The 19,421-nt window shown below is 67.9% G+C and carries 16 protein-coding genes; 9 read left to right on the forward strand and 7 right to left on the reverse strand.

Annotated features, from left to right (window positions below; translation table 11 throughout):
• Positions 1-17 precede the first annotated feature (17 nt).
• Positions 18-425, forward strand: coding sequence for a Zn-ribbon domain-containing OB-fold protein (locus ACIBX3_RS43620; protein ID WP_397126497.1), 408 nt, complete (start codon positions 18-20; stop codon positions 423-425).
• Positions 426-516: 91 nt separating this feature from the next.
• Positions 517-1,674 (forward strand): lipid-transfer protein, encoded by a 1,158-nt coding sequence (locus ACIBX3_RS43625; protein WP_397126546.1) that lies wholly within the window; start codon positions 517-519, stop codon positions 1,672-1,674.
• A gap of 84 nt (positions 1,675-1,758) precedes the next feature.
• On the opposite strand, the gene ACIBX3_RS43630 is transcribed toward ACIBX3_RS43625, so the two are convergent.
• The 5 genes from ACIBX3_RS43630 to ACIBX3_RS43650 all read right to left on the reverse strand — a co-directional run bounded on the left by ACIBX3_RS43630 (position 1,759) and on the right by ACIBX3_RS43650 (position 7,450).
• Positions 1,759-2,772: an ABC transporter ATP-binding protein gene (locus ACIBX3_RS43630; RefSeq protein WP_397126498.1), complete on the reverse strand. Its 1,014-nt coding sequence runs from the start codon at positions 2,770-2,772 to the stop codon at positions 1,759-1,761.
• Positions 2,759-3,793: an ABC transporter ATP-binding protein gene (locus ACIBX3_RS43635; RefSeq protein WP_397126499.1), complete on the reverse strand. Its 1,035-nt coding sequence runs from the start codon at positions 3,791-3,793 to the stop codon at positions 2,759-2,761. The genes ACIBX3_RS43630 and ACIBX3_RS43635 overlap by 14 nt, the downstream gene beginning before the upstream one ends.
• A 13-nt stretch (positions 3,794-3,806) precedes the next feature.
• The gene (locus tag ACIBX3_RS43640) at positions 3,807-4,751 is read right to left on the reverse strand and encodes an ABC transporter permease (protein ID WP_397126500.1); all 945 of its coding nucleotides are present in this window, start codon (positions 4,749-4,751) and stop codon (positions 3,807-3,809) included.
• Complete coding sequence (locus tag ACIBX3_RS43645) at positions 4,744-5,688, reverse strand: ABC transporter permease (protein WP_397126501.1); 945 nt, start codon at positions 5,686-5,688, stop codon at positions 4,744-4,746. The genes ACIBX3_RS43640 and ACIBX3_RS43645 overlap by 8 nt, the downstream gene beginning before the upstream one ends.
• Before the next feature lie 124 nt (positions 5,689-5,812).
• Complete coding sequence (locus tag ACIBX3_RS43650) at positions 5,813-7,450, reverse strand: ABC transporter substrate-binding protein (protein WP_397126502.1); 1,638 nt, start codon at positions 7,448-7,450, stop codon at positions 5,813-5,815.
• Positions 7,451-7,924: 474 nt separating this feature from the next.
• Between ACIBX3_RS43650 and ACIBX3_RS43655 the strand changes: the two genes are divergently transcribed.
• From ACIBX3_RS43655 to ACIBX3_RS43665, 3 genes are all read left to right on the forward strand, one after another.
• Entirely contained in the window at positions 7,925-8,860 is a 936-nt protein-coding gene (locus ACIBX3_RS43655; protein ID WP_397126503.1) for an ABC transporter permease, read from the forward strand.
• Positions 8,853-9,719 (forward strand): ABC transporter ATP-binding protein, encoded by an 867-nt coding sequence (locus tag ACIBX3_RS43660; RefSeq protein WP_397126504.1) that lies wholly within the window; start codon positions 8,853-8,855, stop codon positions 9,717-9,719. The genes ACIBX3_RS43655 and ACIBX3_RS43660 overlap by 8 nt, the downstream gene beginning before the upstream one ends.
• Positions 9,720-9,997: 278 nt before the next feature.
• Complete coding sequence (locus ACIBX3_RS43665) at positions 9,998-10,153, forward strand: hypothetical protein (RefSeq protein WP_397126505.1); 156 nt, start codon at positions 9,998-10,000, stop codon at positions 10,151-10,153.
• Between the two features lie 495 nt (positions 10,154-10,648).
• Here the strand turns inward: ACIBX3_RS43665 and ACIBX3_RS43670 are convergent, their stop codons facing one another.
• Positions 10,649-11,482, reverse strand: coding sequence for a hypothetical protein (locus ACIBX3_RS43670; RefSeq protein WP_397126506.1), 834 nt, complete (start codon positions 11,480-11,482; stop codon positions 10,649-10,651).
• 400 nt (positions 11,483-11,882) lie between these two features.
• Positions 11,883-13,199 carry a KamA family radical SAM protein gene (locus ACIBX3_RS43675; RefSeq protein ID WP_397126507.1) on the reverse strand — a complete coding sequence of 439 codons (1,317 nt, stop codon included), beginning with the start codon at positions 13,197-13,199 and terminating at the stop codon, positions 11,883-11,885.
• 178 nt (positions 13,200-13,377) lie between these two features.
• Here ACIBX3_RS43675 and ACIBX3_RS43680 point away from each other — a divergent pair, with 178 nt between their 5' ends.
• The 4 genes from ACIBX3_RS43680 (at position 13,378) to argS (ending at position 19,353) form a co-directional block, all read left to right on the forward strand.
• Complete coding sequence (locus ACIBX3_RS43680; RefSeq protein ID WP_397126508.1) at positions 13,378-13,935, forward strand: DUF1707 domain-containing protein; 558 nt, start codon at positions 13,378-13,380, stop codon at positions 13,933-13,935.
• A gap of 328 nt (positions 13,936-14,263) precedes the next feature.
• Positions 14,264-15,283, forward strand: coding sequence for a phosphate acyltransferase PlsX (plsX, locus tag ACIBX3_RS43685; RefSeq protein WP_397126509.1), 1,020 nt, complete (start codon positions 14,264-14,266; stop codon positions 15,281-15,283).
• Between the two features lie 42 nt (positions 15,284-15,325).
• A complete protein-coding gene (locus ACIBX3_RS43690) occupies positions 15,326-17,629 on the forward strand; it encodes an HAD-IC family P-type ATPase (RefSeq protein WP_397126510.1) in 2,304 nt (767 codons plus the stop codon).
• On the forward strand, positions 17,626-19,353 hold the full coding sequence (gene argS / locus ACIBX3_RS43695; RefSeq protein ID WP_397126511.1) for an arginine--tRNA ligase: 1,728 nt from the start codon (positions 17,626-17,628) through the stop codon (positions 19,351-19,353). The genes ACIBX3_RS43690 and argS overlap by 4 nt, the downstream gene beginning before the upstream one ends.
• The last annotated feature ends 68 nt before the right edge of the window (positions 19,354-19,421 follow it).

Genomic DNA, 19,421 nt, shown 5'->3' on the forward strand with positions numbered 1-19,421 from the left:
GTGTGATACTTCTCGGTATGACGCATGCGATCGAGGGCTGGTTCGCCGTCGACGCCGACGGGGTCTTCCTGCTGGGCACCACGTGCGCGGCCTGCGGCACCGTCTGCTTCCCTCCCTCCGCCTCCGGGTTCTGCCCCAACCCGCGGTGCGAGGGCGAGGAGATGGAGGTGACCAGGCTGCCCCGGCGCGGGCGCGTCTGGTCGTACACGAACGCCTGCTATCCGCCGCCGGCGCCGTACGTGGCGGCGCAGCCGTACGAGCCGGTGACGCTGGCCGCGGTCGAGCTCGACGGCGCGGGCATCGTGGTGCTCGGACAGGTCGCGGGCCTCACCGTGGACCAGCTCGAGGTCGGCATGGAACTGGAGCTCACCAGCGGGCCCCTGGCCGACGGGCCGCTGGTGTGGATGTGGAGGCGGGCCACGTGACCGGGCGAAGCGAGGGAACCGATAGACACAGCAAGGTCTTCACAGGACCGGCGAAGGAGGCCCTGTGAAGGTCGTGGTGCTGGGCACGGGCATGCATCCGTGGGGCAAGTGGGGCCGGCCCTTCCTGGAGTACGGCGTCGCGGCGGCCAGGGCGGCCCTGCGTGACGCGGGGATCGCCTGGACGGACGTCCAGTACGTGGTGGGGGCGGACACGATCAGGAACGGCTACCCCGGCTTCATCGCCGGCGCCTCCTACGCCCAGGCGCTCGGCTGGACCGGCGCCAGGATCGCCTCCTGTTACGCGGCCTGCGCGTCCGGAGCCCAGGCGCTGGACATCGCCCGCACCCGCATCCTGGCCGGCCTGTGCGACGTCGCCCTCGTCGTCGGGGCGGACTCCACCCCGAAGGGCTTCTTCAAACCGGTCGGCGGCGACCGGCCCGACGACCCAGACTGGCTCCGCTTCCGCCTCCTGGGCGCCACCAACCCGGCCTATTTCGGCCTGTACGCACGGCGGCGCATGGCCGTGTACGGCTCGACGCCCGAGGACTTCGCCGCCGTCAAGGCCAAGAACGCCCGCGCCGGCTCGCTCAACCCCATGGCCCGCTACCGGAAACCGGTCACCATCGAGGAGGTGCTGGCCTCCCCCATGGTCGCCGACCCGCTGCGCCTGATGGACATCTGCGCCACCTCGGACGGGGGCGCGGCGGTGGTGCTGGCCTCGGAGGCCTACGCCCGGCGGCTCGGCGTGCGGGACCCGGTCCACCTGGCCGCCGTGTCCACCGTCACGCCCACCTTCCCCAACACGGTCCTGGAGCTTCCGAACTTCGCCACCGATTCCTGCGCCGCCGTACCGGCGCCTGAGAGGCCCTTCAGAGCGGCGATCGCGGACGCGGCGTACGAGGAGGCCGGGGTGGGTCCGGAGGACCTCTCGCTGGCGGAGGTGTACGACCTGTCGACGGCGCTGGAACTGGACTGGATGGAGGACATCGGCCTGTGCCCGGCCGGGGAGGCGGACAAGCTCCTCCGCGAGGGCGAGACCGCGCTCGGGGGCCGGATCCCGGTGAACCCGTCCGGCGGCCTGGCCTCGTTCGGCGAAGCCATCCCCGCCCAGGCCATAGCCCAGCTCTGCGAGCTCGTCACCCAGCTACGGGGACGAGCGGGCGCCCGCCAGATCCCTGCCCCCCGCGCCGCCCTGGCCGCCAACCAGGGCCTCTTCGGCCACGGCTCCGCCCTCATCACCACCACGTAGACCCCGCGAGCCGGTAACAAGCGCGAAGGCCCTCCGAAAGAGCGAGTCTTCGGAGGGCCCCCGGCGCCGTCGGACGACGGCTGGTCAGCCGATGTGAACCACGTCGTGCGTCTCGGCGAAGTGGCAGGCACTCTCGTGCCCCGTCCCCGGCCGGATCTGCAGCAGCGGCTCCTCCTCGGCACAGATCTCCTGCGCCTTCCAGCACCGCGTACGGAACCGGCACCCCGACGGCGGGTTGGCCGGCGACGGCGGGTCGCCCTGCAGGATGATCCGCTCGCGCTGCTCCCGCCCATCAGGATCGGGAACGGGCACCGCCGACAGCAGCGCCTGCGTGTACGGATGGGCAGGCTTGTCGTAGATCTCGATGTCCTTGCCGAGCTCCACGAACTTGCCCAGGTACATCACCCCGACCCGGTCGGAGATGTGCCGGACCACCGACAGGTCGTGCGCGATGAAGATGTACGCCAGGTCGAACTCGTTCTGCAGCCGCTCCAGCAGGTTGATCACCTGCGCCTGGATCGACACGTCCAGCGCGGAGACGGGCTCGTCACAGACGATGATCTCCGGCTGGAGCGCCAGCCCCCGGGCGATGCCGATGCGCTGCCGCTGACCACCGGAGAACTGGTGCGGGTACCGGTTGATGTGGTCGGGGTTGAGCCCCACCACATCCAGCAGGTCCTGCACCTTCTTGCGCCGGTCGCCCTTGGGCGCCACCTCGGTGTGGATCTCGTACGGCTCCCCGACGATGTCGCCCACGGTCATCCGCGGGTTCAGCGAGGTGTACGGATCCTGCATCACCATCTGGATGTTGCGGCGCATGCGCTTGAGCTCGGCGCCCTTGGCCCGGCCGATGTCCCGGCCGTTGATCATGACCGAGCCGGAGGTCGGCCGCTCCAGCGCCATGAGCACCTTGGCCAGGGTGGACTTGCCGCAGCCCGACTCGCCCACGATGCCCAGCGTCTCGCCCTTGTGCAGGTCGAACGACACGCCGTCGACGGCCTTGATCGCGCCGATCTGCCGCTTGAAGAGGATGCCCTGGGTGAGCGGGAAGTGCTTGACCAGGTCGCGCACCTCGAGGATGCGGTCAGCGTTCGCCATCGAGGACCTCCCTCCAGTAGTGGCAGGCGCTGCCGCGCGTACCGCCGATCTGATAGAGCGGGGGGACGTCGGTCACGCAGTTGTCCTGCCGGTACGGGCACCGGGGGTGGAACGCGCAGCCGGTGGGCAGTTCGAGCAGGTTGGGCGGCAGCCCCTTGATGGCGTACAGGTCCTGGCCCTTGAGGTCGACCCGGGGGATCGACTCCAGCAGCCCCTTCGTGTACGGGTGCGCGGGAGCGCGGTAGATGTCGTACACAGGGGCTCTCTCGACGATGCGCCCGGCGTACATGACGGCGATCTTGTCGGCCACGTCCGCGACGACGCCCAGGTCGTGAGTGATCAGGATGAGGCCCATCTGGCTCTCGCGCTGCAGCTCGGCCAGCAGCTCCATGATCTGCGCCTGGACCGTCACGTCGAGCGCCGTGGTGGGCTCGTCGGCGATCAGCACCTCGGGGTCCAGCGCGATCGACATCGCGATCATGATGCGCTGCCGCATGCCCCCGGAGAACTGGTGCGGGTAGTCGTTGACGCGCTGTCTGGCGGCCGGGATGCGTACCCGGTCCATCAGGTCGACGGCCCGCTTCATGGCGTCGCGCTTGGACATGCCGCGGTGCACCCGGAACATCTCGCTGATCTGCCAGCCCACGGTGAACACCGGGTTGAGCGCGGAGAGCGCGTCCTGGAAGATCATCGCGACGCGCTGGCCGCGCACCTGCGTACGGGCCTCGTCCGACAGCTTGAGCAGGTCGGTGCCCTTGAAGCGGATCTCCCCCTTGGGGATGACCGCAGGGGGCATGTCCAGGATGCCCATGATCGCCTGCGCGGTCACGGACTTGCCCGAACCCGACTCGCCCAGCACCGCGAGCGTCTCACCGGGGTTGACCGTGTAGCTCACGCCGTTCACGGCCCGCACGACGCCCGCACGGGTGCGGAACTCCACGTGCAGGTCGTCGACGGCGAGCAGCGGCTCGTTGCCGAGCCCTCCCTCGGCCGGCAACACATCTGCTGACGTTCTCTTCACTTGATCCCCCCTTCTACCTGAGCTTCGGGTCGAGCGCGTCGCGCACGGCGTCGCCCAGCATGATGAACGCGAGCACGGTGACGCTCAGGAACACGGCCGGGAAGATCAGCGGAAGCGGTGCCTCGAGGAAGCGCCGCTGCGCGTCGGCGATCATCAGACCCCACGAGATCTCCGGCGGCTGCACGCCCACGCCCAGGTACGACAGCGCGGCCTCGGCCGCGATGAACCCGCCGAGGTTGATCGTCGCGACGACGATCACCGGGGCCAGCGCGTTGGGCAGCAGGTGCCTGAACATGATCCGCCCGGGACCCGCGCCGAGCGCCCTGGCCGCGACGACGAAGTCCTGCGACTTGGCGGTGATGACCGCCGCCCGCATGATCCGGAAGGTCATCGGCCAGCCCAGCAGGGTCAGCGCGATGATCACCAGCCAGACGCCCAGCCCGCTGTCACGGAAGGTCGAGCCGATGAGCAGCGCGCCCAGGATGCTGGGGATGGCGAAGAAGATCTCGGTGACGCGCGAGGCCACGGTGTCGGTCGCGCCGCCGAAGAAGCCCGCGACGAGCCCCAGGAGGCCGCCGATCAGCGCCGCGAAGATCGTGGTGCTGATGCCGATCACCAGTGAGTTCGCCGCGCCGTAGATGGTGCGGGCGTACATGTCGCAGCCCAGGTTGTCGCGGCCGAACGGATGCCCGGCGCTGGGCAGTTGCCTGGCGGTGGCCAGCTCACAGGTCCTGGAGTTGAACGGGTCCACCGAGCTGAACAACGACGGCCAGATCGCCATCACCACGAGTACGGCGATGATGCAGCACGAGATGATGAAGATGGGTTTGCGCCGCAGGTCGTACCAGGCGTCCGACCACAGGCTGGCCGGCTTGCCCGACTTGGTCTTGCCCGGCGGCAGTGGGGCGGGGGTCTCCGCCGGGGCGATGGCAGGCCCGCCCGGCAGCATGTCACTCATAGCGGATCCTCGGGTCGAGCACTGCGTACAACATGTCCACGACCAGGTTGGCCACGATGTAGATCAGCACCAGGATGGTCACGATACCGACGACGACCGGCTGTTCTCGGAGATAGACCGAATCGAAGAGCTGGAGGCCGATGCCCGGCAGGTTGAAGATCCTCTCGGTGATCACCGCGCCGCCCATGAGGTTGCCCAGGTCGGCGCCCAGGAACGTGACGAGCGGGATCAGCGCGTTGCGCAACGCGTGCCGGCCGACGACCCGCCGCCGGGAGAGGCCCTTCGCGGTGGCCGTCCTGATGAAGTCGGACCGTAGTGTCTCGGCCAGGCTGGTCCTGGTGAGACGGGTGAGATAGGCGATCGACACGCCCGCGAGCACGAAGCCGGGCAGCAGGTAGCTGCGCAGGCCGTTGGAGATGCCCGCGATCGGGAAGATGTCGAGTCCCGTCCACTGCTTGATCTTCACACCCAGCATGTACTGCAGGATGAAGCCGGACACGAGGGTCGGCACGGAGATCAGCAGCAGCGTCGAGGCGAGGATCATGGTGTCGATCGCCTGGCCGCGGCGCAGCGCGGCCCAGAGACCGAGGCCGACGCCGACGAGCGCCTCGATCGTCAGCGCCGTGATCGCCAGGTTCAGCGTGACCTGGAACTTGCCCGCCAGGAGCTGGGACACGGGCACCTCGGAGAAGTTGATGCCGAGGTCGGCCCGGAAAAGCACCCCGCTGATGTAGTGCCAGTATTGGAGCAGCAGCGGGTCATTGAGGTGATACCGCTCGCGAAGGATCGCGACGAGGTTGGGGTTCGACTGCTTCTCGCCTGCCAGCGCTGCGATGGGGTCACCAGGCAGTGCGAAGACGATGGCGAAGATCAGCAGGGTGGCGCCCAGCAACACCGGTATCGACTGGAGAAGACGCCGGATGATGTAACGGCCCATTTAAGCCTCCCGTACATGCGAAGAAGGCCACCCTCCGACCATATGGGTTTCCCGGCCGAAGAGCCGCCTCCTCGCTGCCCTGCGGGGGCGGGCGCGCGGCGCCCGCCCCCGCGGGAACGAACCGTCAGACCTTCTCGATGTCAGCCCACTCAATCTGGTTGAGCAGGTTGACCTTGACGTTCTTGACGCTCGTCGAGTAGCCGGAGTTGTTCCGGTAGAAGTACACCGGGATGTACGGCAGGTCCTCAAGCAGGATGTCGTCGGCCTGCTGGTAGAACTTCAGGCCCTCTTCGATCGTCGGCGCCTGGTCACCCTTGGCGAGCAGCGCGTCGAACTTCTCGTTGGAGTAGCCGCCGTAGTTGGAGCCGTTCGCGATGGCGCCGGTGCTGAAGATCGGCGTCAGGTAGTTCTCCGCGGACGGGTAGTCGATGGCCCAGCCCATACGGAACAGGCCCTTGTACTCCTTGGCCTTCAGGGAGTCAAGGATGCTGGCGAACTTCTCGAACGGCTTGGCCGTGGCCTCGATGCCCAGGTTCGAGCGGAGGTTGTTGGCCACCGCCTCGATCCACTCCTTGTGACCGCCGTCGGCGTTGTAGCCGAGTTCGATGGTCTTGGGACCGCCGGCCGCCTCGTACAGCTTCCTGGCCTCGGCCGGGTTGTACGTGCAGACCTTGCAGGCACCCTGGCGGTAGCCCGCGATGGCCGGGTTGATGAAGTCGTCGGCGGGCGCGCGGGTGCCGGAGAAGACCGTCTCGGCGATGGTCTTCCTGTCGATGGCCATCGAGATGGCCTTGCGGACGTCGACCTTGTTCAGGTCGGGGTTGTACTTGAGCGGAACGCCGATGTAGCCGATGCCGGCGTCCGGCACGTCCTGGTAGCGCTCGCCGAGGGTGGTCTTGGCGGTGGCGATCGCGGCCGGGCTGAGCGAGTCGTGGATGTCCAGGTTGTTGGCCTGGAGATCGTTGAAGGCCACGTCCGCGTCGGTGTAGATCTTGAACTGGAGCTTGGTCCAGTTCTTCGGCTTCGTGCCGGGGAACTTGTCGTACACCGTCAGGTCGATGGTCTGGTCGGTGCCCTTGCGGTAGGGCTTGTCCATCTTGAACAGACCCTGGCCGATGGGCTGCTCGCCGAACTGCTGCGTCACCTTGCCGTCCGCGCCGAAGGCGGCCTTGGGCAGGGGGTAGAACGCGGTGTAGCCGAGCATGGTCTTGAACTGGGAGAACGGCGCGGTGAGGGTGACCTCGAGCGTCGTGTCGTCGACGGCCTTGAGACCCTTCATGGTCTTCGTGGCGACCGTCTTGCCCTCGCCGGGGTTGAGGTCGGCGTAGCCGTCGATGCGGCCGAAGAAGTAGCCGCCGCTCTGCGCGTTCTCCTGGTTGGCCGCGTAGTTCCACGCGTCCACGTAGTTCTGGGCGACGACGGGCTCACCGTTGTGCCAGGTGTAGCCGGACTTGAGCTTGATCGTCCAGACCTTCTGGTCGTCACTGGTGATCGACTCGGCCGCGGCCTCGACGGCGTTCTTGTTGTCGTCGTAGGTGACGAGAGGCTCGAACACGGCACCGAGGGCTTCTGAGCCTTCGGTCTCCGTGGTGTTCGACGGCACCAACAGCGCCTGGGGCTCACCGAGCTCCATACGGACCGGCGTTTCTGCGGCCCCGCTCGCGGCAGTGCCGGGGTCCGAGGCACCGCCGCCACACGCGGCAACCGCGAGGGCGAGCAGCGCGGTACCGGCGACGATCTGTGCGCCCTTAGTAACACGCATGGTGAAAGAATTTCCTCCCTCTACAGTGGGCGTACAGCACTGAGCTGCGATGTTGTAAGCAGCCTTACGGGAGAGTCCTGGTATCTCGCCCGGGTTTGGCTGACATGGTCATGCCAGCTGAACGCCCTGCCAGTCGATCGCGACTATCCCTCACTACTTGCCACCAGGGTGTCTCTGGTGCGTTGCAGTTCGGTCACACGTGTGCGTATCAACCGTCATAGACATTTGGCACAATCGGCGCCGAATCCCACGAACCATTCGCAACCGGCCAAGTCTGGACATGAACAGTCGATGAAAAGTACCTCCTACCGGAGTGTGCTCGTGCCCCTGCCGCCACACCGCGCCACGCTGGGCTACGGTTGAGCAGGTCTTGACGGCGCCTTGGAACCCGGCGCCCCAAGACTCCGTCCAACTGACTGTCGCACCTCCGTGCGACAGGCACCTCACCGACCGGGATCCAATAGAGTCCTTGCCATGAGCCAGCCGGAATCCGCTGTCGCGGACGCCCAGGCGGGCGGCCGAAGCGGGCAGGAGCCGCTGGCCAAGCTCGCCAAGAGATACGGGCTTCGCCGTGCCATCGCGCGGCCGAGGTTCCCTGTCTACATGCGCCAGCTATGGGAGCGGCGACATTTCATCCTGACGTACGCGACCTCACGCAACGTCTCGAAATACTCCAGCTCGGCCCTGGGCCAGCTGTGGCAGGTGCTCACGCCGCTCCTGAACGCCGCCATCTACTTCGTGATGTTCGGCGTCATCCTGGGCGGCAGCAAGGACATCATCAACTACCCGGCGTTCCTGCTGACCGGGATGTTCGTCTTCACCTACACGCAGCGGACCATCACTGCGGGCGCCAAGTCGATCTCGGGCAACCTCTCGATGATCCGGGCACTGCACTTCCCTCGCGCCTCGCTTCCGCTGGCCTACACGATCCAGGAGCTCCAGCAGCTCGCCATCTCGATGGGCGTGCTCCTCGCCCTCGTGGTCGCCACTCAGGAATGGCCGACCTGGTACTGGCTCATGATCCCGGTGGTGCTGCTCCTCCAGACGATGTTCAACATCGGGGCAGGCCTGGTGATCGCCCGGCTCGGAGCCACGATGCGCGACCTCAACCAGCTGCTGCCGTTCATCACGCGCACCTGGCTCTACGCCTCCGGCGTCTTCTTCTCCATTCAGGACAAGGTGGTGAAGTCCGCAGAGCTGCCGCAGTGGGTCGCCAACGTGATGTATCTCAACCCGGCCGCGTCCTACATCGAGTGGATGCGCGAGATCCTGATCAAGACCTACCGCCCCGAGTTCGGCCACCACCCCCCCACAATGGTGTGGGTGTCTTGCGTATTCTGGGCGGTGTTCGCTCTCGGCTTCGGTTTCTGGTACTTCTGGCGAGCCGAGGAGAGGTACGGGCGTGGCTGAATTGACCAAGGAGCTTTCACAGGTGAACGGCGAGAAGCCCGCCGTCCCCAGCAAGGATGTGAGGGTGCACCCCAACCCGGAACCCTCGGGCAAGCGGCCCCTCGATGTCCCCACGGGCACTCCGACCGTCATCGTCGACGACCTCCACATCGTCTACCGCGTCTACGGCGCCGCCTCGGACAACGAGAAGGGCAACGCGGTCAACGCCCTCACGCGCATGCTCAAGCGCCAGGGCCGCCCGCAGATGAAAGAGGTCCACGCGGTCAAGGGCGTCACGTTCGTGGCCTACCACGGCGACGCCATCGGCATCGTGGGCCGCAACGGCTCGGGCAAGTCCACGCTGCTGCGCGCCATCGCGGGCCTGCTGCCCCCGCACAAGGGCGCCGTCTACACCGACGGCCAGCCCTCCCTGCTGGGCGTCAACGCGGCCCTCATGCGCGAGCTGACCGGCGAGCGCAACATCGTCCTCGGCTGCTACGCCATGGGCATGACGCCGGCCGAGGTCAGGGAGAAATACCAGGAAATCGTCGACTTCTCGGGCATCGATGAGTTCGTCCAGCTGCCCATGTCGACCTATTCCTCCGGCATGGGCGCCCGCCTGCGTTTCGCCATCTCCTCCGCCAAGACGCACGACGTCCTGCTCATCGACGAGGCACTGGCCACCGGCGACCGCGAGTTCCGCAAGAAGAGCGAGCAACGCATCCGCGAGATCCGCGAGTCGGCCGGCACCGTCTTCCTCGTGGCCCACGACCTCAAGGTCATCGAAGAGACCTGCAACCGAGTGATCTGGCTGCACAAGGGCAAGATCAGGATGGACGGCGACCCCAAGGAAGTCATCGCCGCCTACAACAAGGGCTGACCCGACCCCCTCAAGATCTTCATTTTTTACGCGCTGCCGTGGCCTGCCACCCGCCGCACTCCGGCTGAGGGCCCTCCAGGGAAACGGCCGCTGACCCTTCAGTGGCGGGCCGCCGTCACGCGAGCCCACGTGGGCCGGCTCCGTGGTTCGGCATGTTTCGATCTTGTGTGCGAAACCAGTGCGACGCGGGTGGCAAATGACTGACAGCGAGCCCTCCGTTCCGATAGGATTCGAACGTCAATTCGATCCGAGGACTGGTGATGGAGTGGGGGCGCGCGATGGGAGAGCTTTCGGCCGCGATCGACCACCTGGACATCGAGGACGTGGCTGAGATTCCCCGGATGCAGCTTGCTGAGCAGCTCATCGAGCTGCACTGGCAGATGGCCAGACTGCAGGCGCAAATAGCCCGCCGCACAGGCGTCCGCCTGCCCTGAGCGCAGACGGCCGATACTTCAGCCTTGGAAGGTCCAGAAGGCGCGCCGCTCCGTCAGCCGGAGTGCGGCGAGTAGCCGGCCACGGCAGCGCGTAAGAGATGACGATCGTAGAAGAGCCGCCGACCCGGACGGGGCCGGCGGCGGGGCTCGCGGGGCGCCGCTGCCCTGCGATGAACGGCACATCACGCGAGCCCTGGCCTGGGCGCGTCCGCCCGGCCGTCATGAGACCGCCCGCCGTGGCGGGGGTTGGCAATTCATCCGCGGCCATGTCTCGGGCGCCCGGCACCTGAAGGCGCCCGGAGGCCTGCCGCGTCAGTGCGACGGCGTCCCGGCCGGGTGTCCCGACCCAGGGGAAATCACGCCGTCAGAGAACCGCTGAGGCGCGGAACGGGTCCGCCTCGCCGGTGCGGCCGGTTCCCGGGCGTTGGCACCGAATGCCCGCGAACCACCGTGCCGGCCCTCGGCGAGCCGCGTTCGCCGCCGCCTGCATCGCGCCTACTGGCGCGCCCAGGAGCCGCGCACCGAGCTGGTCAGCCCGTCGGTGGTCCAGCCCAAAGCGGTCATCAGGTCGCTGTAGGAGCCGGTGGCCTTGGTGCCCATGGAGTAGGTGGCGCCGGCGGCCTCCTCGACGAGCGGGGTGAGGTCGTCCACGCCGGCGGTCTGCGTGGTGCCCGGAAGCGCCTCCATGACGGGCGCCATCTCGGCGGGTGCGACCTGCCCGACCACCGGCGCCAGCCGGCCGTCCGCGGTGGCCGGCAGCGCGCGCCTGGCCGCCTGCGCGAGGCCGGCCAGCATGGTCTCGGCCGACGGCGACCGCATGCCCTTGGCCGCGGTCTCCAGGGCGCCGACGGCGGCGCTGCCGGGCTTCGCCGCCGGCTGCGCCATGCGGGCTGCGCCCGACAGCACGGGCAGCGACTCGGTCAGGCCGCCGCCGCCGAGCGGCACCCCTCCGGCGATCGGTGACAGCTCGGGCAGCGGCCCCCCGTGACGGGTGACGTCCTCGGCCGCGTTGGGGTCGGCGGGGCGCCTGCCACCCTGGCGGGCGATGGCCGCGTCCCGCTCGGCCTCGGTCAGCCCGGCCACGTTGCTGCCGGTGGCGCCGGACTTGGGCGTGATCCCGCCGAGCAGGCCGTCCAAGAGTCCGCCGCCGGTGAGTCCGCCCAGGAGCCCGCCGAGCGGGCTGCCGGCTACGCTGGCGCCCTCGCCCAGGCCGCCGATGTGAGCGTGCCTGGCGGTGTTGTATTGGACTTCCGCTTGAGCGGGAACGGTCAAAGCCGCCCCCAAGCCGAATGCTGTGACGGCGACCGCCGCCTTGACTACTCGATTCATGATTGCCTTCCCGGCTCGTGATCGATCGCTCTCGAATGCGGTGGAAATGCGAATCGATAACCCCCGTATGCCGTCACGTGCGCGCTATGGGCACCACACGGAGCACGCCGTAACGGCTGAGCTACGCAAGCAGTTCTATCACTGGCCGTGATCGGCCGCAGGCGCATGAATGCCCACGTGACAGGGGTTTGCAGCCCGGTTACCTAGTGAAGGGGGAGCGTTGAGCGGGAAGACAAAACGGGAAATAGGAGGGTCTTGTTTCCAATATTGCGCGCATGCCGAGGCGCGCCCGAGCAAGAGAACGGATAAGTCCGCCGGCCCGTGAACAATGAGGTCGCAAAATCAATTGCACGGGGCCGGCGGACGCGGATTTCCGGCAGCGGTGGACGCGCTCGACCGCTCAGACCGGCAAGAGCGCTCCGGCCGGTTCGAACGGAAAACGATCGGCGAAGGCGGGACGCAGATCCGTCAGCCAGACCGCCGTGGGGTCGTAACGCGCGAAGAACGGCCGTCCCACCAGTGAGGGATCGCGCGCCTGAATGAAGTGGAGCATGAAGACCTGCTCCCCGGCGATTTCCGTGACGCCGTCGACGCACACCTTGCCCGGCGTGGCCGACATGGATGGCCCCCGGACGGTCCGGCAGAGCCCGGAAACGCTCGCGTAGGCATCCCTGAAGATCTCGTACGCGTGAGCGAGCGGCACCGCGAAGTAGTCCTGTGGACCGGTGTCGCGCTCGACGAACATGTAATAGGGGATCATCCCCATCCGGTGCTGCCGCCGCCACATGGAGGACCACACGGCGGGATCGTCGTTGATCGACCTGATCAGCGGCGCCTGGGTCCTGATCGTGGCCCCGCTGCCGATGATGCGCTTGACCGCGGATTCGACCAGTGGCGACTCCAGCTCGCGGGGGTGCGTGAAGTGGGCCATGAACGCGAGGTTCTTGCCCGCGCCGACCACTTCCTCGAACAGGCCGAGCGTGGCGTCCGCGTCAGGGTCGGTGGTGAAGCGCTGAGGCCAGTAGGCCAGCGCCTTGGTGCCGATCCTGATGGACTCCAGTTGCTCGAGCTGGAGCAACGGCTCGATATATCGCCTGATGACGGGCTCACCCATGATCATGGCGTCGCCCCCGGTGATCAGGACGCTGGTGACCTCGGGATGCTGGCGAATGTAGGTCACCATCTGCTCGATGTCGTCGGAGGCGAACTTCAGGTCCGCGTCGCCGACGAACTGGGCCCATCGGAAGCAGTAGGTGCAGTAGGCGTGACAGGTCTGCCCTTGCTTGGGGAAGAACAGCACGGTCTCGTGGTATTTGTGCTGCATACCAGGAACCGGCTCCTCGCCCATCTTCGGGACGTTGAGCTCCTTCTGGCCTGCGGGGTGGGGGTTGAGCTGGGCGCGTACCCGATTGGCCTCAGCCTGGATCTCGGCGTTGGGCGCCTCGGCCTTCAGCAGGTCGGCCAACCTGGCAACGTCGGCGGCGGGGAGCATGTCCTCCTGCGGGAAGACGAGCCGGTATATGGGATCGTCGGGCGCCGCCGACCAATCTATGAGTTCATCCACGACGTAGGCGTTCGTCCGGAACGGCAGCACCGTGGCGACTGCGCGGACCTTCAGCCTTTCCTCGTCGCCGAGCCCCGCTCGCCGCAGGAGCTCGTCGAGGTGCTTGGACGTGTACGCCTTGAAGCGTCGCGTGCCAGCCTGGTTCAAGATCACTAGGCCTTTCCCATCTTTTTTGTTCGATCGGGTGTAAACCTCACGACCCTGTCGCGCGTCTACGGTTCTTAATACCCGGACGTTCCCAGTCGCGTCACCGGTTCCGCTGGCCTCCAAGTTTTCCCTCAGGTTCACCGACACTCGCGACATATCGCGATTCCGCATACACTGACTTATCGTGACCCACGATCCGGACCTGCGGGCCTCAGACGCCGACCGCGACCGCGTGGCCGCGGTGTTGAGCGAGGGGCTGGCCACAGGAAGACTCACCAGTGTCGAGCATGCGGACCGCCTCGATGTCGCCTACTCGGCGAAGACGATCGGCGAGCTCGTCCCCCTGACCCGGGATCTGCCCGAGGTGTCCGGATCCAGTGTGCCCGACACCATCGAGCGGCAGGAGATCAGCTCGAAATTCAGCAAAATCGTCCGTAAGGGGCGGTGGGTGGCGTCCCGGCGCACCAACCTCACGGTCCGGTTCGGAGCCCTCATCATCGACCTGTCGGACGCCGTGCTGCCGGGGAGGGAGATCACCATCGAGACGAACGCACGGTTCGGCAAGCTCATCGTACGCGTCCCCGACAACGCCCGGGTAATCGACGAAGGCGGCTCGATCTTCGGCAAGCGGAACGTGACAGGCGGATCGGAGGGGGACGGGCCGTTGATCAGGGTGATGGGCAAGTCGGTGTTCTCGAAGGTGATCGTGACTCGCGGAATGGACGACTGGAACCTCCACTAGCCCTCCTTCACTCCTTTTGTCCCACCGCGTGCCCGGCTCCGCAACACCCACCAGGCACCTGAGCACCGGCCGCAGGCCACCGAGCACCGGACAGCACACGCCGGCCAGGGCAGGCCGGCTGGGAGTCCGTCCGAAGCCAGGCGTGGCAGGCGGTTTCGCCGACGGCGGGGGCCGAATGCACGCGCGGGGACTGGAACGGCCGATGCCGGGAACCAAGAGGGCCTACCCGCCGGTTAACCTGGCACCTGCCTTGCCTACGATGCGGACATTCCGAGCCCGCGTTCCGGCCAAGCCGTGACGGCGGGCTCGATGCCGTACGAGGTGATCTTTGTCCGACAGCAAGCCCATCGCGCTGGACGCCATGGGCGGCGACCATGCACCGCACGAGATCGTGGCGGGCGCGGTGCACGCCGTGCGCGAGCACGACCTGCACGTCGTGCTCGTCGGCTCCCCTCGTGTGCTCTACGAGGCGCTCGCCGACCACGACGCCACCAAGGAGATCCCGATCGTACGGGCCGAGGAGGCCATCGCCATGGACGAGGGCGCGCTGGCGAGCCTGCGCCGCCCCCGCTCCAGCATCGCGGTCGCCTGCCACCTCGTACGCCGCGGCGACGCCGGAGCGGTCGTGTCGGCCGGCTCCACGGCGGGCATCGTGGCCACCGGCAGGCTGCGGCTCAAAGCCCAGCACGGTGTCCAGAGACCCGCCATCGCCGTCGCGCTCCCCACCCTCCCCAGGCCGACGCTGCTCGTGGACGCGGGCGCCAACGCCGACGCCAAGCCTGAGATGCTGGTGCAGTTCGCCCATCTGGGCACGGCGTACGCCGAGCTGGCGTACGGCATCGCCGAACCGCGGGTCGGCCTGCTGACGATCGGCGGCGAGGCCGAGAAGGGCAACAAGGTCGTCAAACGCGCCCACGAGCTGCTGCAGGGCTCCCCCGGCATCCACTTCACCGGCAACGTGGAGGGCTACGACCTGCTGACCGGCAAGGTCGACGTGATCACCACCGACGGGTTCACCGGCAACGTGGCGCTGAAGACGATGGAGGGCGCGGTCCGGTACGCGTTCGACGAGCTCAGGCGGACCATCGAGGGCAGCAGGACGGCCAGGCTGGGCGCCGTCATGCAGCGCTCGCGCCTGCGCGAGCTGCGCCGCCGCCTCGACGCGGAGGCGCACGGCGGCGCGGTGCTGCTCGGCCTGAACGGCACCGTCGTCATCGCCCACGGCTCGTCCAAGGCACCGGCGATCAGCGCGGCCTGCAGGCTCGCGGCCGATCTGGCCGCCGACGGGATCGTGGCCAGGATCGGCGAGCGGGTGGCCGCCACTCACCGATCACACAGACTGTGGTGAACCCGTAGTCTGTGAGACCGATCCACAGATACAGGGGGTTATGTGGACGGGCTCACCTCTACGGTGGACGGGCTCACGTCGGCACAGGTGGCGGTGGCGAAGACCAACCATGTCCCGCGCCGGTCGAGCAGATCGTTGAGCGCGATCTTCAGGGCGAACGTCCTGACCCTGTTCAACCTCGTCATCGGCGTGCTCTGGGTGCTGATCCTGATCTTCGGTGAGTGGCAGGACAGCCTGTTCGGGCTGATCATCGTGGCCAACGCGTTGATCGGCATCATTCAGGAGCTGCGTGCCAAGCGCACGCTCGACAAGCTCGCGGTGATCAACGAGGCCCCCGTCAGAGTGCGGCGCGACGGCAGGGAGCAGGAGATCCACCCGCACGAGGTGGTGCTCGGCGACCTGATCCTGCTGGCCTCCGGTGACCGCCTGCTGGTCGACGGCGAGGTGGTGGTCTCCGACGGGCTGGAGGTGGACGAGTCCCTGCTGACCGGCGAGGCCGACCCCGTGCACAAGAAGGCAGGGGATCAGGTCCTGTCGGGGAGTTTCGCGGTGGCGGGCTCGGGCGCGTTCGTGGCCACGCGGGTCGGCACCGACGCGTACGCCGCGAAGCTGACCGAGGAGGCCAGCAAGTTCCACCTCGCGCACTCCGAGCTGCGCGCGGGCGTGGCGAACTTCATCAAGTACATCACCTGGCTGGTCATCCCGATCGGCGCCCTGCTGATGTACAGCCAGATCAGCAACTCGGTCGACTTCGGCACCGCGATCACCGGCGCCGTCGCGGGCATCGTCACCATGATCCCCGAGGGCCTGGTGCTGATGACCTCGATCGCGTTCGCGGTCGGCGTCGTACGCCTGGGCCGGCGCCGCTGCCTGGTCCAGGAGCTGCCCGCGATCGAGGGCCTGGCCAGGGTGGACGTGCTCTGCCTGGACAAGACAGGCACCCTCACCGCCGGCGGCATGGACCTCGGCGAGGTGCTGCCGCTGCGCGACGGGCAGCCGATCGACGCCGCACTGGCCGCCCTGTCCAACCTCGACCAGCGGCCGAACGCCACCGCCCGGGCCATCCGGGGGCGCTACCCCGCCGCCCTGGACGGATGGACCGCTGTGGAGAGCGTGCCGTTCTCCTCGGCACGCAAGTGGAGCGGGGCCGACTTCGGCGAGCGCGGCGCCTGGGTGCTGGGGGCCCCAGACGTCCTGCTGGACGGTGGCGACGGGTACGACCGGGCCGCCGAGCTGGCTACCACCGGCGCCCGCGTACTGGCACTCTGCCGCGTCGGCGACCTGCGATCGCTGGAGAGCCCGGACCCCGTCGCGCTCGTCACGCTCGAGCAACGCGTCAGGCCGGATGCCCACGAGACCCTGCGTTACTTCGCCAAGCAGGGCGTGACGGTCAAGGTGATCTCCGGCGACAACCCCGAGGCGGTCTCCGCGATCGCCACGGGGCTGGGCATCCCGGACGGCGACCGGTCCGTCGACGCCAGGACCCTGCCGGACGACGACCCGGACAAGCTGGGCGAATTACTGGACTCGTACGCGGTGTTCGGCCGGGTCAGCCCGCAGCAGAAGCGTGCGTTCGTCAACGCGTTGCAGGCCCGCGGCCACACCGTGGCCATGACCGGCGACGGCGTCAACGACGTGCTGGCGCTCAAGGACGCCGACCTGGGCATCGCGATGGGCGCGGGCAGCCCCGCGACCAAGGCGGTCGCGCAGGTGGTGCTGCTGGACGACAAGTTCGCGACGCTGCCGCACGTCGTCGGCGAGGGCCGCCGGGTGCTGGCCAACATCGAACGGGTCTCCAACCTGTTCCTCACCAAGACCTTCTACGCCATCGTGCTGTCGCTGGCCGTGGGCGTGGCCGGGGTGATGTTCCCTTTCGCACCCCGCCACTCGACCCTGACGAACGCCCTCACCATCGGCATCCCCGTGCTCTTCCTCGCGCTCGCGCCCACGCTCGAACGCTCGAAGCCCGGATTCGTGCCCCGGGTGCTGCGTTTCGCCGTACCGGCGGGGGTGCTGTGCGCGGTGGCGGTGCTGACGTCGTTCTGGGCCGCCCACAGCGGGACCTCCACGCTGATCCAGGACCAGACGTCGGCGGTGATCACGCTGTTCCTGACCACGTGGTGGGTGCTCGTACTGATCACCAGGCCGCTCAACTGGTGGCGGGTGATCCTCGTCGGGTCGATGCCGGTGGTCTTCGCCGTCGGGCTGACGCTGCCGTTCGTGAGGGCGTTCTTCGCGCTCGAACCGGGCGACATCAGCAACGACCTCACCGCCGTGGGCGTCTCGCTCGTAGCAGCGATTTTGATCAGCGTCGCAGTCAGGGTCACCGGTACCCTTAGAACATGACCGACCCGCAGATAGTGCTCACCGAGCGCGTCCAGCAGGCGCTGGCACACGCGTTCGGCTCGGAGCACACCGACGCAGACCCGCTGATCCGGCCCTCCCAGTTCGCCGACTTCCAGGCGAACGTCGCGCTGAGCCTGGCCAAGCGTCTGCGACGGGCCCCGCGGGAGGTCGCCGAGGCGATCAAGGCGGAGCTGTCGGACTTCCCCGGCACGGTCGAGGTCAGCGGCCCCGGCTTCCTCAACATCACGCTCGACGACTCGTGGATCGCCGCGGAGGCCCAGCGGATGCTGGCGGACGCGCGGCTCGGCGTCGGCACGATCACACCGTCGCAGACCGTGGTGATCGACTACTCCGCGCCCAACGCGGCCAAGGAGATGCACGTCGGCCACCTGCGCACCACCATCGTCGGCGACTCACTGGCCCGCCTGCACGAGCACCTCGGCAACACCGTGATCAGGCAAAACCACCTGGGCGACTGGGGCACGCCGTTCGGCATGCTCATCGAGCACCTGCTCGAGATCGGCGAGGAGACCGCGGTCGCGCAGCTCGAGGCCGGTCAGGGCACCGAGTTCTACCAGGCGGCGCGGGCCAAGTTCGACGGCGACGAGGGGTTCAAGCAGCGTGCCCGGGTGCGGGTGACCACGCTGCAGTCGGGCGACCCCGACACGATGCGGCTCTGGCACGTCTTCATGGACGCCACCGTGCGCTACTTCAACAAGGTCTACGAGCTGCTCGGCGTCACGCTGACCGACGCCGACATCGCCGGCGAGAGCATGTACAACTCCATGCTGGAGAGGACCTGCGACGACCTGGAGGCGTCCGGGGCGGCGGTGCTCAGCGAGGGAGCGCTCTGCGTGTTCCCGCCCGGCTTCACCGGCTCCGACGACAAGCCGCTGCCGCTCATCATCAGGAAGAGCGACGGCGGCTACGGCTACGCGAGCACGGACATGGCGGCCATCCGCTACCGCGTCCACGACCTCAAGGCCGACCGCATCCTCTACGTCGTGGGCGCGGATCAGGCTCTGCACTTCAGGATGGTCTTCGCGGCGGCGCGGCTGGCCGGCTGGCTGCCCGACACCGTCTCGGCCGAGCACGTACAGATCGGCATGATGCTGGGCAAGGACGGGCGCAGGTTCAAGACCCGCTCCGGCGAGTCCGTCAAGCTGATGGACCTGCTGCAGGAGGCCGTCGACCGGGCGTCGGCGCTGATCGCCGACAGAGGATACGACGAGGCGACCCAGCGGGAGATTGCTTACGCCGTCGGCATGGCTGCCGTGAAATATGCCGACCTGTCGGTCAGCCACGACAGCGAATACGTCTTCGACCTCGACCGCATGGTGGCCTTCAACGGCAACACCGGCCCTTACATGCAGTACGCGACCGCCCGGATCCGCTCGATCTTCCGCAAGGCAGGCATGGAGCCGGCCGACGCGACGGCCTCCATCGTGCTGACCGAGCCCGCCGAGCGTGCGCTGGGCCTTCATCTGCTGGGGTTCGGCGAGCTGATCTCTCAGGTCACCGCCGGCTCAGAGCCGCACCGGCTCTGCGCCTTCCTGTTCCAGACCGCGAGCCTGCTGAGCACCTTCTACGAGGAGTGCCCGGTGCTCAAAGAAGGCGTCGCCCCCGCGACCAGGGAGCACCGGCTGGCCCTGTGCGCGTTGACGCTGCGCGTGCTGGAGACCGGGCTCGACCTCCTGGGGGTCCCTGTCCCCGAGCGCATGTAAACCGGCAGTTGGCTCAAAGCCTCCCGTTCCATCGTGGGCGCGCCTCCACCGGGTTGGCGCGCCCAAAC

This window comes from Nonomuraea sp. NPDC049480 (genome assembly GCF_044465905.1).
Taxonomy (GTDB): Bacteria; Actinomycetota; Actinomycetes; order Streptosporangiales; family Streptosporangiaceae; genus Nonomuraea.

What these genes read in the sequence shown, in the direction of transcription:
- ACIBX3_RS43620 (WP_397126497.1), top strand. Translation starts at nt 18, where the DNA reads ATGACGCATGCGATCGAGGGCTGGTTCGCCGTCGACGCCGACGGGGTC.
- ACIBX3_RS43625 (WP_397126546.1), top strand. Translation starts at nt 517, where the DNA reads ATGCATCCGTGGGGCAAGTGGGGCCGGCCCTTCCTGGAGTACGGCGTC.
- ACIBX3_RS43630 (WP_397126498.1), bottom strand. Translation starts at nt 2,772, where the DNA reads ATGGCGAACGCTGACCGCATCCTCGAGGTGCGCGACCTGGTCAAGCAC.
- ACIBX3_RS43640 (WP_397126500.1), bottom strand. Translation starts at nt 4,751, where the DNA reads ATGAGTGACATGCTGCCGGGCGGGCCTGCCATCGCCCCGGCGGAGACC.
- ACIBX3_RS43645 (WP_397126501.1), bottom strand. Translation starts at nt 5,688, where the DNA reads ATGGGCCGTTACATCATCCGGCGTCTTCTCCAGTCGATACCGGTGTTG.
- ACIBX3_RS43650 (WP_397126502.1), bottom strand. Translation starts at nt 7,450, where the DNA reads ATGCGTGTTACTAAGGGCGCACAGATCGTCGCCGGTACCGCGCTGCTC.
- ACIBX3_RS43655 (WP_397126503.1), top strand. Translation starts at nt 7,925, where the DNA reads ATGAGCCAGCCGGAATCCGCTGTCGCGGACGCCCAGGCGGGCGGCCGA.
- ACIBX3_RS43665 (WP_397126505.1), top strand. Translation starts at nt 9,998, where the DNA reads ATGGGAGAGCTTTCGGCCGCGATCGACCACCTGGACATCGAGGACGTG.
- ACIBX3_RS43670 (WP_397126506.1), bottom strand. Translation starts at nt 11,482, where the DNA reads ATGAATCGAGTAGTCAAGGCGGCGGTCGCCGTCACAGCATTCGGCTTG.
- argS (WP_397126511.1), top strand. Translation starts at nt 17,626, where the DNA reads ATGACCGACCCGCAGATAGTGCTCACCGAGCGCGTCCAGCAGGCGCTG.